The 14649-nt window shown below is 58.2% G+C and carries 9 protein-coding genes and 2 pseudogenes; 4 read left to right on the top strand and 7 right to left on the bottom strand.

Going from position 1 to position 14649, the window contains the following annotated elements; all coding sequences use genetic code 11:
- The first annotated feature begins 62 nt into the window (after positions 1 to 62).
- Positions 63 to 572, top strand: a complete 510-nt coding sequence (hpaC, locus tag GPL81_RS28295) for a 4-hydroxyphenylacetate 3-monooxygenase, reductase component (protein ID WP_121102605.1) — start codon at positions 63 to 65, stop codon at positions 570 to 572.
- 252 nt (positions 573 to 824) lie between these two features.
- On the opposite strand, the gene GPL81_RS28290 is transcribed toward hpaC, so the two are convergent.
- The 4 genes from GPL81_RS28290 to GPL81_RS28275 form a co-directional block, all read right to left on the bottom strand.
- A complete protein-coding gene (locus GPL81_RS28290) occupies positions 825 to 1838 on the bottom strand; it encodes a phosphotransferase enzyme family protein (RefSeq protein ID WP_160109396.1) in 1014 nt (337 codons plus the stop codon).
- 9 nt (positions 1839 to 1847) lie between these two features.
- Complete coding sequence (locus GPL81_RS28285; protein WP_160109395.1) at positions 1848 to 3125, bottom strand: aspartate aminotransferase family protein; 1278 nt, start codon at positions 3123 to 3125, stop codon at positions 1848 to 1850.
- Positions 3118 to 4431 (bottom strand): amino acid permease, encoded by a 1314-nt coding sequence (locus GPL81_RS28280; RefSeq protein ID WP_160109394.1) that lies wholly within the window; start codon positions 4429 to 4431, stop codon positions 3118 to 3120. The genes GPL81_RS28285 and GPL81_RS28280 overlap by 8 nt, the downstream gene beginning before the upstream one ends.
- Before the next feature lie 458 nt (positions 4432 to 4889).
- On the bottom strand, positions 4890 to 5813 hold the full coding sequence (locus GPL81_RS28275) for a CgnE/CgnB domain-containing protein (RefSeq protein WP_160109393.1): 924 nt from the start codon (positions 5811 to 5813) through the stop codon (positions 4890 to 4892).
- 465 nt (positions 5814 to 6278) lie between these two features.
- Here GPL81_RS28275 and srmL point away from each other — a divergent pair, with 465 nt between their 5' ends.
- Positions 6279 to 7427, top strand: coding sequence for a PheS-related mystery ligase SrmL (srmL, locus tag GPL81_RS28270; RefSeq protein WP_160109392.1), 1149 nt, complete (start codon positions 6279 to 6281; stop codon positions 7425 to 7427).
- Positions 7428 to 7636: 209 nt separating this feature from the next.
- Here the strand turns inward: srmL and GPL81_RS32095 are convergent.
- The 3 genes and pseudogenes from GPL81_RS32095 to GPL81_RS28260 form a co-directional block, all read right to left on the bottom strand.
- Positions 7637 to 8236, bottom strand: a pseudogene (locus tag GPL81_RS32095) (methyl-accepting chemotaxis protein); the annotation flags it as partial.
- A 255-nt stretch (positions 8237 to 8491) separates the two neighbouring features.
- Positions 8492 to 9544: pseudogene (locus tag GPL81_RS32090) on the bottom strand (HAMP domain-containing protein); the annotation flags it as partial.
- 370 nt (positions 9545 to 9914) lie between these two features.
- On the bottom strand, positions 9915 to 11237 hold the full coding sequence (locus GPL81_RS28260) for an alginate export family protein (protein ID WP_160109390.1): 1323 nt from the start codon (positions 11235 to 11237) through the stop codon (positions 9915 to 9917).
- A 1165-nt stretch (positions 11238 to 12402) separates the two neighbouring features.
- On the opposite strand from GPL81_RS28260, the gene GPL81_RS28255 reads away from it, so the two are divergent.
- Together GPL81_RS28255 and GPL81_RS28250 are read left to right on the top strand one after the other, a co-directional pair.
- On the top strand, positions 12403 to 12792 hold the full coding sequence (locus GPL81_RS28255) for a c-type cytochrome (protein ID WP_160109389.1): 390 nt from the start codon (positions 12403 to 12405) through the stop codon (positions 12790 to 12792).
- 132 nt (positions 12793 to 12924) lie between these two features.
- Positions 12925 to 14415, top strand: a complete 1491-nt coding sequence (locus GPL81_RS28250; RefSeq protein WP_160109388.1) for an aldehyde dehydrogenase family protein — start codon at positions 12925 to 12927, stop codon at positions 14413 to 14415.
- The last annotated feature ends 234 nt before the right edge of the window (positions 14416 to 14649 follow it).

Raw genomic sequence — 14649 nt, 5'->3', positions numbered from 1 at the left:
ACTCTTGTTCCATCACCTACGGACCGCAAACAGACGGTCCTCCTGAAGGAAGGGGCAAAGACATGGCCGACCTGAGCCAGCAGCAAATCGACTTTCGCAACGCCATGGCGCAACTGCCGGCCGCGGTGAACATCATCACCACCAACGGCCCTGGCGGTCGTTGCGGCATCACCGCCAGCGCCGTGTGCTCGGTGACCGATTCACCGCCCACCGTGCTGGTGTGTGTCAACCGCAACAGCGCCACCCATGACGTGTTCCGCACCAACGGCCGGCTGTGCGTCAACGTACTGTGCGGTGAGCAGGAAGAACTGGCCCGCCACTTCGCCGGCATGACCAAGGTGCCGATGGACGAACGCTTTGCCTGGGACCTGTGGGACGACGGCGCCGCCGACGTGCCGGTGCTGCGCGACGCCCTGGTGCAGCTGGAAGGGCGGATCAGCGAGTGCAAGGAAGTGGGGTCGCATTCGGTGATGTTCGTCGAGCTGGAGAAGGTCGGCGTACGCGAACCGCGAGACAGCCTGGTGTACTTCAACCGGTTGTTCCATCGCCTGGAACATGCCAGTGCGGCTTGATTAGACCGCGTTATCGTTCATCGCGGGCAAGCCTTGCTCCCACAGGTCTGTGTCGTTCACGCATTTTGTGATCGCCTCAAACCTGTGGGAGCAAGGCTTGCCCGCGATGGCGGTGTGTCAGTCGATACAGATGTTGAATGTGCCGTCCCCTTCGCGAGCAGACTCGCTCCCACAATAGATCTGCTGTGAACACAAGATTGGTGTACGACAGAGCCCCCCTGTAGGAGCGAGCCTGCTCGCGATGGCGGTCTATCAGACCTGCAAATATTCCCGAGCCAACCCACAAGCCCGCTCAATCAACATCGGCGCCATTTCAATCGCCGTCTGCGTGCCCTGGCGGGTATGAATCCAGCCCAGGTAGGTAGTGCCACGCAACAGCAGAAACAGCGCCAGCGTCTGCCGATCCGCCTCGGTCAGCGGCTTCACCGCATGATATCCCTCGATCAGCGCTGTCTTGATCTGCTCATAACGCGGGTCATCCAGACAGAAGTACAGCGCCGTGGCCAGCTCGAACATGTGCCAGCCAAACCCGGCGTCATCGAAGTCGATCAAACGCAGGCACGGGCCTTCGATCAGCAGGTTTTCCGGCACCAGGTCGGCGTGGATCATGCCGAAGTTGCCCAGGTGCCGGCCGTACTGACGCAAGTCCTGCCGCGCTTGGCGTCGAGCCTGTTGCAATAGCTCCCGTTGCTCGTCGCTCAGTTGCTCCAGCTCCCAGAAACGCCCCCAGAACGGATTGGCACCGATCAGGCCTTCCTCATCCCAGGCATGCCGGACAAACTCGTCCGGTTGCTGCCAATCCGCCGAATGCTGGTGAATGCGCGCGGCAATCGCGCCGGCCTCCCTGAACAGAAAATCGATCTCGGTATCGGCCTGCACCCCGGCTTCGGAGGTGCCTGCGGTGGCGCCCGGCAGCCAGGCGAGCATGTCGACATGGCGTTCGCCGATGTCGGCATGGCTCACCTCGATCAGGTGCCGCTGATCCTGCGTGCGGATGATCTGCGGTACGGTGATTCCGGCCGTTTCCAGCGCTTCCATCCATTGCAGTTCGGAGCGCAACGCCGCTTCGCAGTGATAGCCGTTGCGATGGATGCGCAGGGCCACGCGCTGGCCGTCGTGGCGCCAGGCGGAGAACACCGCGTTCTCGCGGAATTTGACCAGTTCGATGTCGGCAAAATCGCCGTCCCAGTGTTGCAGGGCGTGGCGCGCCAAATCGTGCAGATGAGCGACCTGCTGGTCATGGCTCAACGTATTGAATTCAGTCATGGCAGATCCTCAAATGGCGCTCAGCGCCTGGTCCAGTGTGTCGACGAACAGGTCGGCATGTTCGCGGCCGAATACCAGCGGCGGGCGCAGCTTGAGAATGTTGTCGCCGGCACCGATCTTGCTGATCAGCACGCCGTTCTCGCGCATGTCGTTGACCACCTTGCGTGCTTCCAGCCCGGCGGGTTCCTGGCTGGCGTGATCGCGCACCAGTTCCATGGCGAAGAACAGGCCCTTGCCGCGCACATCGCCAATGATCGAGTGCTTGGCGGCCAGCGCCTGCAAACGCTGCTGCACATAGGCACCGACGTTCTGCGCGTTTTGCAGCAGTTGCCGTTCTTCAATCTCATCGAGCACGGCCATGCCCACCGCAGCCGCCACCGGCGAGCCGCCGAACGTGTTGAAGTACATGGCGTTGCGGCCGAAGGATTCGACCAGCGTCTTGTGGGTGATCAGCCCGGCCAATGGATAGCCGTTACCCATGGGTTTGCCGAGGGTGACGATGTCCGGCGTCACGCCGTGGGCCTGATGCCCCCACAGGTGATCGCCGGTACGGCCGAAACCGGACTGCACTTCATCGGCGATGAACAAGCCGCCCGCCGCGCGAATCAGCTCTGCGGCCTTGGCGACGAAACTGGCCGGCACCCGTGGCAGGCCTTCGTTGGCGAACAAAGTGTCGATCAACAGCGCCGCCGGGCGAATGCCCTGGGCCTGCATCGAGGCAATCGCGGCAGCGATATTGGCCGCGTATTCCTCGGCCAGTTGCGCTTCAGTGGTGCCCGCCGGTGCGCGATACAGGCACGGAATCGGTACGGCCCGGGCATGGGCGGCAAAAGGTTCCGGCGAGGGCAGGGCGGTGGTGACCTCGGCCAGGGACGCCGAGTTGCCGTGATAGTTGTAGTCGCTGACGATGATCCCGGTGCCGCCGCTGGCGAAACGCGCCAGGCGCAGCGCCAGTTCGTTGGCCTCGGTGCCGGTGCAGGTGAACATCGCGGTGTCCAGCGGCTGGGCGAAGGTCGCGGTCAGGCGCTCGGCATAGCGCACCACTTGCTCGTCCAGATAGCGGGTGTGGATGTTCAGGGTGGTGGCCTGGCGATGCATCGCCTCGACCACGCGCGGGTTGCAGTGACCGACACAAGGCACGTTGTTGTAGACGTCCAGATAGCGGCGACCGTCGACGTCGAACAGCCACACGCCTTCGCCGCGCACCAGGTGCAGGGGCTTGTCGTAGAACAGCGGCGAGGCGCTGCCGAGTACACGATGGCGGCGTTGCAGGAGAGTGTCAGGCATGGTCTGGAACCTCGATGACAGGGGCGCGGCGAGTGCGCAGCAGGAAGTTGAAAATGCACAGGGTGAAGGTCACGCCGAGGGCGATCAGCATGGTCAGGTCAAGCTGGAAGCAGGCAGCGACCACCACCAGCGTCAGGGCCAGGCCCAGCCAGGCGACCAGCTTGCCGCCGATCAGACGGAATGGGCGGTGCAGGTCGGGCTGACTGCTTTTGATGCGCAGGTACGCGCCGAAGATGAACAGGTAGCAAACGTTGAGCAGCAGCACGACCGCGAGCATCACCGTGGCCGGGTCGACGGTGGACAACGGCAGGCCGATGGCGCCGATCAGCAATAGCGCCGGGTAGGGTGTGCCACGCTTGCCGGTCTTGCCCAGCCATTGAGGGAACAGGCCGTCGCGGGCCATGGCGAACAATTGACGGGAGGCGGCGTAGACCAGGGAGAAGAAGGTGGCGATCAGGCCAAACACACCGCCGCAACCAATCACCTTGGCCAGCCATGAGCCTTCACCGAAAGCACTTTTGCTGGACATCGCCGCATACAGCGGATCGCCCGCCGAGCCCACCAGCTCAACACCTCCGGCGCCCGGAGCGCACACCATCACAACCAGCGCGGTGACCAGCAAGGTGCCGATGGCCGCGAGAATGCCGCGCGGCATCGTGCGGCCAGGGTTGTCCGCTTCTTCCGCCGCCGAGCCGGTTTGTTCGACGGTGATGAACAGCCAGATGGCGAACGGCACGCAGGCGAAGATACCGCCGAGGCTGACAGGCGTGGCGACATTGGCCGGCAACACCAGCAGGTTGGCCAGCTCGACGTGCGGCGCCATGGCCACGCCGAAGGTCAGCAGGGCGACCACAGCGATCACCCCGGCAATGAACGTCAGACCCATGGCCTCACCGACACCGCGCAGGTGAATGCCGATGATCACGGCAAACAGGGCAATTTTCACCGGCCAGCCGCCGAGGCCGAAGATCGACTCGGTGTAGGCACAAATGAAGGTCGCCGCGGCGCCGGTACCGATGGTCAAGGCCAGCGCACAAGCCACCCCGACCAGATAACCCACAAACGGCCCGAAGGCACTTTGCGCATAGACAAACACGCCGCCCGCACTGGGCAACGCCGTGGACAATTCCGCCACGCACAAGGCCAAGCCACCGCACAGCAGCGCCATCAACAGCGTGGCGATCAGCATGTTCATCCAGCCACCAGCGGCCAGCCCGAAGTTCCAGCCGGAAAACTGCCCGGCCACCACCAACGCAATTCCGAGGCCGGCAATCTTTGGCCAGCCCAGCGCACTTTTCTTGAGCACAGAAGTCTCCCGCGACCCGAAGGTCGATTTATTGTTTTAGTGAGAAATGGAGAGGGTTGAGCGTTGCTTGCGCCCACTGAATGGGGCTGGTCTCGATACTACGCGCAGGGTGCGGCGGGGCATGTTTGCGTGCATGCCATGTGGTTGGTTGTGGGTGCCAGATTGGGTGAGTTGAGTACGTACCTGTGGGAGCGGGCTTGCCCGCGATGACTGAGTGCCAGTCACCATTGACGTTGGATGTAATGGTCTCATCGCGAGCAAGCTCCCACAGACGTCTGCCGTGAGTAAAAAATTTGTTTGCGACAGAGACCTACATGTGAAAAGAAAACCTCTCGTAGCTGAAAGACGCCGGAAACTATGCCCTGGGAATTTTTAATACTGATGTTTTTTATTGTCGGTGAAAGTCGTATTTAATTATGGGGTTCGGGGTTGAGCGGAGAGGGTTTATTGTTTAGCTACTAGTTTGATGGGCTTACAATTACTTCTGGGCTAAGAAAATCTATGTGGTAGCCAGAAGATCCGTCCCCGATAGCTAAGTGAACGCCACTGATGCCTTCATTTAGCTGGGAATTGGTCTTGTAGTTGATGCTTGTTGTAATTGAGTCGTTCACTCCAATGGCAAATTCAGTCAGATTAAGGCCTCGAGGGCCAGCAGCAAGATCAAGTAGTTTTAAATGCTCATCATTGTCTGTTTTTAGTGAGGTGATTATGTTGTTTTCAATGGATAATGTGGCGCCTTTTTCAGATATAAGGTTGCTCAACCATCTCAAAGATGTTTTTAAGCCTTCTGGTAATGTAGGGTTGGGCCTTCTTAGAACTGTGAGTATTCCGGATATTTTTAATGTTCCGTGAAAGGAAAATGGACTTGGGTTCTGCGGGTTCATATGGGCGTAATGAACTTCAAAGAACTCTGCCACAGATTGGATGAAATTGTCTTCAATGTCTTCTGCAATTAACGCATATGGCTGTGCGTGAGAGAAAACCGTTACTTTTGCCTCAGCCCCATTTCCGGTTAGGACGAATGAGTCGTGCGAGTTTAGCATATTAAGAACGCGTCTCTGAGTAATCAAGGCTTTTTCGAAATCGCTCTTCAATAGAAGATTCAAGCTGTAGAGTGCAGTATCTAAAGTAGGTTCGAATACTTGAGTTGCGCAAAAAATGCTCTTTTTAAGTTTTGTGCTTTGCGCTATTTCAAATGTCAGTTTTGCTGCGTCATTAGTGAATGAAAATATTATGCTGTTTTGGGGTAGTCTATCGATATCAAAGATGTTGGCAGTCTCGAATCCTAATTTCGAGCACTCCTGAAGAAATGTTTCGGAGTCAGCAATTATCGAAGGTCTGCCTTCGCCAAAGAGCGTCGTTATCATTGTTGTGGGTGACATAAGTAACTCCTTGTTTTGTAAGCGGGCGGCAAGACGGATCTTGACGCCCGGTACATCGTTATCCTTCAGTGTGAGCCCAGGCTAAAGGTGCCCAGCCAAAATTGTCTGGCCCAGAGGTGACGCGAGTGAGATTTTCTTTTGTAGTGTTTTTGTTATTCATTTGATCATCCTTTTTCATTTTGTTGGTTTGAGCTCCCTGAGTCTGAGTCGTCAGGGGCGGGGTAATTAATGCAAATTTTTTTGAAGCATAAAAGGGGGTGTCTCAAGATTTTTTAGAATTATTTATTCTGGTTTTTCTTTCGTAAATCTCACTAGGTTATTTGTGTAAGTTGCGTCTGTAGTCCTCTTCCGAAAATTAATTTTTTTGTCGATTTCAGTTGTAGTCACTGATTGGAGGTGGTTAGGTTTATTTTGAGTTCTCTTTTTTGGGGACTCGATGTTCAACTGATAAAAAGGGATTGTTTCGTGCAGGAATTGAAGAAATATCTGACAGATGCATCTGTGCATCAAGCCTTGTTACTGGCCGATCTAACAGAGCCTGCCGCGCCCGACCACGCAGTTCGGTTATTGCTGAAGGAAGTTCTTCAGGGGTTGGCTGACAAGGGTTGGCCACAGGCACAAATACAGACAGGGCCGAGAATTGTCTCCGCTGAAGAGAACTATGGGTTGCTCGGTTACGACCCGTCTGAAATTACTCTCGGAAGTGCACACACACGATGGGTCGACGAGTGGTCTCTGTTACGAACACAAACCACCAGTCAAATTCCGGCGGCACTTCAGCGAGCGGCTCAGGCACGACAATCAGGACAGACAATATTGTTGGCCGCACCTGGCATCACTTTTCGTCGCGACAGCCGGGATCGTTGGCATTGTGCAGAACCGCATCAGATGGATATTTGGGTGCTCGGTGATCCGGAGTTGGCGGCGCATGAACACTTGTTGCGTCTAGTCGGAGACATCCTCAAATCGGCTGTACCTGACAAGTCTTGGATCTACAGCGATAGCCCGCATCACTACACGGAGGGTGGAATCGAGGTGAATGTGTTGAATGACGGCGCTCCGGTCGAGGTGCTGGAGTGTGGTCGTATAGCGACGTCTTTGTTGGAGCGACTGAAGATAGATCCTTCGCAACATGGGGGGTTAGCGCTGGGGATGGGGTTGGATCGACTGACCATGCTGCGCAAAGGCATCCCGGACATTCGATTGCTGCGCGACCAGAACGAAAGAGTGCAGGCGCAGATGCACGATCTGAAACCGTGGAGCACTGTATCGCGTTTGCCTTCGATTGCTCGTGATATTTCGCTCGCCGTGACACCCGGATTAAGCGAGGAGGTGTTGACCGAAAGGATGTTGGAGGCTGCTGGTGATTGTTCCGATTGGATCGAAGAGATGCAGGTCAAGGGGCGTTGGCAGTCCTCGGATTTACCCGTACAGGCCATTGAACGGCTCGGACTATTGCCGGGTCAGGAGAATGTACTGTTGCGCGTTGTACTACGTGACTGTTCGCGGTCAATCACAACTGCGGAGGCAAATGCCTTGTATTCGAAAATTCAGTCGGCGTTGCATGAAGGTGCACCGGGGGCGGGTTACAGAATGGATTCTCCCATGGTCTAAAACACTCCAGATTATTGAAATTTGCCCGCAAAAACGGAGTGTCAGTCGACATGGATGTTGAATGTGATGTCCTCATCGCGGGCAAGCCTTGCTCCCACAGTGGATCTTTGGTGAACACAAGATTTGTGCACGACGCAGATCAACTGTGGGAGCAAGGCTTGTCGGATCGCCGCACCGCCGCGATGGCGGCAGCTCAGGCGACATCAATCTTAAATGCGAAAACTCCCCACCAACTGATTCAACCGCGTCGCCTGCTGCTCCAGCTCGGTACAGGCACGCAAGGTCGATTGCAGGTTTTCCACGCCTTGCTGGTTGAGGGTGTTGATTTGGGTGATGTCGACGTTCAGGGCTTCGACCACGGCGGTCTGTTCCTCGGTGGCGGCGGCGACGGACTGGTTGACGTTGTCGATCTCGCCGATGCGCTGGGTCACGCTGCCCAGGCGGGTGCCGGCGAGGTTGGCGATGTTGACGCTTTCCTCGCTGTGCTGCTGGCTCTCGGTCATGGTGGTGACCGAATCCCGGGCGCCGACTTGCAGCTCCTCGATCATCTGCTGGATCTCCAGCGCCGAGGTCTGGGTGCGTCCGGCCAGGCTGCGCACCTCGTCGGCCACCACCGCAAATCCACGCCCGGCTTCACCGGCTCGGGCCGCTTCGATGGCGGCGTTGAGCGCCAGCAGGTTGGTCTGCTGGGAAATACCCTTGATCACTTCGAGAATCTGCCCGATGTTCACGGTCTTGCCATTGAGCACTTCGATGTTGGCGCACGATGTCCTGATCTTTCCCGACAGTTCGTTCATCACCTCGATCGTGCGCTGCACCACCTGACGCCCGTCTTCGGCCTGTTGTCGTGCGGCGGAGGCCTGGTGCGAGGCATCGGACGCGTTATGGGCGATTTCCTGGGCGGCGGCGCCCAACTGGTTGATCGCGGCGGCCACGCTGTTGGTGCGGGTGGATTGATCGTCGAAATTGCTCAGCGACGAATTGGACGCGTCCAGTACGCGCCGAGCGCCCTGATTGACGCCGAGAGCCGCCGACGACACCTCGCGCATCGACTGATGGATACGCTCGACAAAGCGATTGAACGCCGTGGCCAACTGGCCGATTTCGTCCCGGGACTGCACTTGCAGACGCCGCGTCAGATCGCCTTCGCCGAGGGAGATGTCCTCCATGACCCGCGTCAGCACTTGCAGCGGCCGGGTGATGCGCTGCGCGGTGTACCAGATCAACAGCAGGCCGAGCAGGGCCGAGCCGCCGCCGAGCAGCAGGGCCAGCGCGGTGCTTTGCGCGCCCTGGGCATCGAGTTGTTTTTGCAGGGTGGTGACCGGTGCCAGCAGCACCTCCTGCGGCACGCCCACCAGAACACCCCAGGGTGCGGCACCGGCTATCGGTGTCAGCGGTTCGAGGACCTTGATCTGCTGCGGGTCGACAAAGACTTTCGGTTGACCCTGGCGCAAGGCATCCATGACGTCGGCGCTGTTCATCGGCTGGCCGAGGCGGCTGACGTCCTGACTGTCGGCCGAGATGACGCCACGGGGGCTGACGATGCTGATCTGACCGTGGCCTTCGAACAGTTTCAGGGCACTGGCTTCGCTGTTCTTTTGCAATGCGGCGAGGTTGATGTCGAGGCCGACCACGGCGATGACCTTGCCGTTTTCCAGTAGCGGGAAGGCAACGCTGGTCACCAGTTTGCGACTGCCGGAGGCTTCGTCGAAGTAGGGTTCCAGCACGCAGGCCTGACGGGTATCGCGGGCGCAGGTGTAGAACGAGTTGTAGGGTGCGCCACTCGGGCCTGGTTCGGTGTTGGCGAGCAGGCCTTCGTCGCCGATCACCGCTTGCAGCTCACCGGGTTTGCTCTGCACCCAGTACAACGAGAAACGGCCTTTTTCGTTGCTGCCCAGATCCGCCTTGTCGGTGAAACCGGCGTCGGCACCGTCCAAAGCGTCGGGTTCAAAAATGACGTAAAGCCCGAGCAGGTCGGGCTTGTCGTTCAGGGCCTGATGAAGCTGGGTACTCAGCTCCTGGCGCAGTTGTTGACGGGTCAGCGTCCCCTGGTGCTGGAGTTGTCGCAGATAGAGTAAGTATCGCGACAATCCCTGGCCGAATTCGTGGGTCTGCATGAAGGTGCGTTGCACCTGCATCGCCTGCACCCGGCCCAGCGCCTGCATGTGTTCCCTGGCTGCATCGGCGAGCATTTCACTGCTGGCCTGGGCCACTTGCTGGCTGCTTTGATGGGTCTGGTAGAGCGACAACCCCATCAGCAGGCCCACCACCAACAACAGGCAGAGGCCGGCGAGCAGGGCGATCTTGCTCTGGATCGTCAGAAATTTTTTCTGCATGGGAAATGCCTTTTTCCTGGAAACGAACCTGATCCCTGTAGGAGCGAGCCTGCTCGCGATGGACGTCAACGATAACGCGGGCTGTCTGGATGCCCGCGTTGCCTGGACGTTTTTCGCGAGCAGGCTCGCTCCTACAGGGATTGTGTGGGGCTTAGAACGTCGTGGCGAAAATCACCTGGCTGTAGAGGTTCTTGTCGTTGTTGCCCAACTGCGTGCCACCCTGGTCGGCGCTCTTGTCCGGCTGGAACAGGCCAATCAGCGGCATGATGCTCAGGTGGTCGTTGACGTGCCATTCGGCGTACAGGTCTGTTTCGTGGCCGTCGGCATTGCCCAGGTTGCGGTCGATGGTGTCGAAGTTGAAGTACATCGCACCGACGGTCAGGCTCTCCAGTGGCGTGACGGTGAACTTGACTTGCTGGATGCGCGCGTTGCTGTTGAACGGACCGGCATAGTTGCCGGCCACTTCACCCTGGAACCAGGTGCCGAAGCCACGGCTGAAACCGTAGAACAGCGTGTCGTAGTTTTCCGAGAAACGGCTGTAGCGGTAGCTGGCATACGGAGCCCAAGCCACGTCGGAGAATGTCCAGCCGGCTTCCAGGTACCAGGCGTCTTCGTCAGAAGTGTGGGGTTTGTCCTGCTTGGCGTATTCGCCGGAGAGGAACAGGTCCTTCACACCGGCGTTACCAGTGGCGCGCAGGCTATAGGTCTTCATGCCGTCGCGTTCAAGCTGGATCGGCGAGGCGAATTGCTCGTCGACGTCGGTGGTGTCGATGTAGGTCAGGCCAACCGTGCCGATGTCCGACACGTGCTCCAGGGTGCCGACATACATCTCGGTCTTGGCCTGGGCGCGGTTGTCGGATTTCAGCCACATCAAGTCGCCACGCCAGCCTTGCTTGCCGCCAATGTGCAACACGGCGGTCTCGTCGAACGCCTTGCGCGCGGCCAGCCAGTAGGCGCCGCCACGGTTGAATTCGCCGTCGGCCAGGCCCTTGCCGATGTTCAGCGCGTCGCCATCGATCAGGAAACCGTCACCGACCACGATGTTCTGGCGGCCGAACGAGAAGTCGATGCCGTCGCTGCCCAGCACAGGGAACAGGTCGGCCGAACGCCAGCCGAGGTAGGCATCTTCGAACTTGGTGGTGCGTTCCGTGCCGTCGCTGAAACCGGCGGCATCGCCGTCGCCCCAGGTGCCGGAGCTCAGCAGATTCGCCGCGCCATAGGTGGTGCCGACACCACCAAGGCCCTTGTCGAAAGCCAGGCCGTACTTGATGTAACCCTCGCGCCACGACGACGAACCTTCATCGAGACGACCCGACAACGCGTAGTTTTCCTGGCTATGGAAAATGCCGAAAACCGCTTCCAGCGTGGCGTTCAGGTGAGTGTCGCTGTCTGAGTACAGTTCATAAGCTCCGGCCTGCCCGGCACTGATCATCAGCGCGAGCGTGGAAAGTCGAAGCAAAGGGGACTTGAGCATGGCATGACATCCGTTCTTGTTCTTAGGCGCAGGGTTGCGGTCTTTTTAGATACTAAGGGCGGCGGTTTTTTCGGCCTTTTTCCTGTTTGCCAATTAGTTGCTTGTGCATGCCAGATTGAGTGGCGGGGTGATGGCATGGAGGGTTTTGCTGCTTCTATTGACGGGCTCTTCTGCCGCGTCGGATTGCAGCCTCTGTAGGAGCTGCCGCAGGGGAATGGTGGTGTCGTTGAAATTACCATTCGTCGTTTTTTGTTTAGAAGGAAGCCTGTTAGAACAAAGCGTTTTTTTGACAGCGAAGGAAAGTTCCTACTGCTTCCTACAGTTGCCTGAGTCTACAAATAACGTGTGTTGCGGTTTTTGGTAAATAGTACTTCCTGTTTTTCCGTACGAACTATCTATTGATGTTGAGCGAAGTTTCCTACGCATTGAAAATGCATGCTTGTAACTTCGTGCGAAAAATAATAACCATAGGCGCGACACTTTTTTGGCTGACGGGGGTTCAACAATGATGAATGACTTTTTACGTGACAGTTTTTTCAACTACGACGAAGAGTTGGAAATCAACGCTTGCCCGCCTGGAGCCGAACGTTGCTGGGATGCGGGTAAGGATTTAAAGCCCATTCGGCATGGTTGTTCTGGTGTTGAACAGTACAATCGTGGAAAGGACTGTTATGAAGTTATATCCACACAAGTTCGAAATACTCAACCTTCCTGTTGATGGTTTTATGGTTTCAAGGCGCGAAGTACCACAAGCGCCCGACTCATCTCTATTGTCAGCAATCAATGAGCTAAGAGATTCAAAACTATCAAAGACTGAGTTTGACGGAATTCTATTGTTATACGGCTTGATTTCAGAAACTGACGATAACCTGTAGGAGCAAAGCTTGCTCGCGATAGCGGAGGGTCAGACGCCGCCGCGTTGGCAGGGCTGACGCTATCGCGAGCAAGCTTTACTCCTACAGGGTTTTCCATGACCACAAGGTTCTGTGAGCAAACAGCCCAGCGTTTTGGCAGAACCGCCAACACAACTGGCACGCAGGGAAATACCTGCGCTGCAACGACCACCCACAATCCTTTCCAACCTGCCGGGGCTCCGTTGCCCCGGCGCTTTCTGTGTTGGCGTTCGTCTGCGTGACGGACGCGTGGATTTTCAAGGTCGTTCCTTATGTTTACCGCCCTGCGTTTGCCCCTCATGGGGTTGTTGTCCTTCACCCTGGCCCAGGCCGCTGTCGCTGCCGATTGCGCACCGGTCCAGAGCCGTGGCGCCGAAGTGTTCGCCAACGAATGTGGGGTTTGCCATTCGGTGTCCAAAAGCGCGGTCGGGATGATGGGGCCGAACCTGGCGGGTGTAGTGGGGCGCAGGTCCGGTTCGCTGGAAGGCTTCAACTATTCCCAAGCCATGCGTAGCAAAAATATCGACTGGCAGGCCGAGAACATCGAGCAACTGATCACTCAACCCCAGGCCTACGTGCCCGGTACCTACATGCCCTACATGGGCCTGGCCTCCGCCGACGATCGTCAGGCGGTCGTGTGCTACCTCAAAGAACAACACTAAGCGGCCGAATCCGGCTACCGAACCCTGTAGGAGCTGGCTTGCCAGCGATGGCGGCCCTGAGTCTTGCACCGTCCTTGAAGATGCCTTCGCCAGCAAGCCGGCTCCTACATTTGAACGAATGAGAGGTGATTTATGAGCAACGTTGAAATCCTGCCGCAGGTGGCTGCATTCCTCGAACGCCGTCACGGCTGCTTTATCGATGGTCAGTGGGTGTTTGCCGAAGGCGAGACCATTGCCGTAGTCAACCCGGCCACCGGCCAGACCTTGTGCGAAACCCTCGATGCGCCGCTGGCAATCGTCGAACAAGCGGTGCAGTCCTCGCACAAGGCCTTCAAGTCCGGTGTCTGGTCCTCGCTGCGTCCGGCCGATCGCGAACGCATCCTGCTCAACTTCACCCGCCTGGTGGAAGAGCACGCCGAAGAGCTGGCGCAGCTGGAAACCCTGAGCCAGGGCAAGTCGATCAACATGGCCCGCGCGCTGGATCTGAATGCCACCGTGGAGTTCATGCGCTACATGTCCGGCTGGGCGACCAAGATCGAAGGCCAGACCTTCGACGTGTCGATCCCGCTGCCGCCGGGCGCCAAGTTCACCGCATTCACCAAGCGTGAGCCGGTCGGCGTGGTGGTCGGCATCGTGCCGTGGAACTTCCCGCTGCTAATCGCTGCCTGGAAGCTGATGCCAGCCCTGGCCACCGGTTGCACAGTGATCATCAAACCGGCGATGGAAACGCCGCTGACCGCCATGCGCCTGGCTGAACTGGCGCTGGAAGCGGGCATCCCTGCTGGTGTGTTCAACGTGGTCACCGGCGGCGGTGCTTCCGTTGGCGGCGTGCTGACCTCGCACCCGCTGGTGAGCAAAGTGTCCTTCACCGGTTCCACCGCCGTGGGCAAGAGCGTGGGCGTGGCGTGCATGGAAAACATGACGCGCTTCTCCCTGGAACTGGGCGGCAAGAACCCGATGATCGTGCTCGCCGATGCCGACATCGAAAAAGCCGTGCAAGGCGCGATCCTCGGTGGTCTGCTCAATAACGGTCAGGTGTGCGCAGCGGCGTCCCGTTTCTACGTGCACCGCTCGATCCACGACCAGTTCGTCGAGGCCTTGGCAGCAGCGGTATCGGCCATGCCAATCGGCGCCGGCATGAACTGCGACGCGGCGATCAACCCGCTGGTATCGCGCAAGCAACAGCAGAGCGTACTCAAGCACATCGAACTGGCTCGCCGCGAAGGCGCGCGGGTGGTGACCGGTGGTGAATTGCTGGAAGGCGACGGCTTCTTCGTGCAGCCAACGATCCTCGCCGACATCGACCACAGCATGGCCGTGGCCCGTGAAGAAGTGTTCGGTCCGGTGTTGGGTGTGATGCCATTCGACGATGAAGATGCTGTTATCGCACTGGCCAACGACAATCGCTACGGCCTGGCCGCCAGCCTGTGGACCAACGACCTGAGCAAAGCCATGAACCTGGTGCCGCGCATCGAAGCCGGCACCGTGTGGGTCAACGCCCACGTACTGCTCGACCCGGCGATGCCGTTCGGTGGCGTCAAGCAATCGGGCATGGGCCGTGAGTTCGGGCGTGCGGTGATCGAGGCTTATACCGAGCTGAAGTCGGTGTGCATCGCGCATTGATGCTTCAAGCACCTGGGGCGTGAGTGGGTATCACGCTTTAGGTGTACATATCCGTTGCTTCGGTAACGGCGACTTAGGGTTTCGCCCTTACGGCGAGTCACTTGGAAGAGCCTGTAGGAACGATGCTTGCTCGCGAAAAAAGCCCAGGCAACGCGATCATTCAGACAGAACGCGTTATCGTTGACGTCCATCGCGAGCAAGCATCGCTCCTACAGAGAACCTCCACTCGGCCTC

This window comes from Pseudomonas izuensis (genome assembly GCF_009861505.1).
Lineage (GTDB): Bacteria > Pseudomonadota > Gammaproteobacteria > Pseudomonadales > Pseudomonadaceae > Aquipseudomonas > Aquipseudomonas izuensis.
This window is presented reverse-complemented; position numbering and strand designations above follow the sequence as displayed.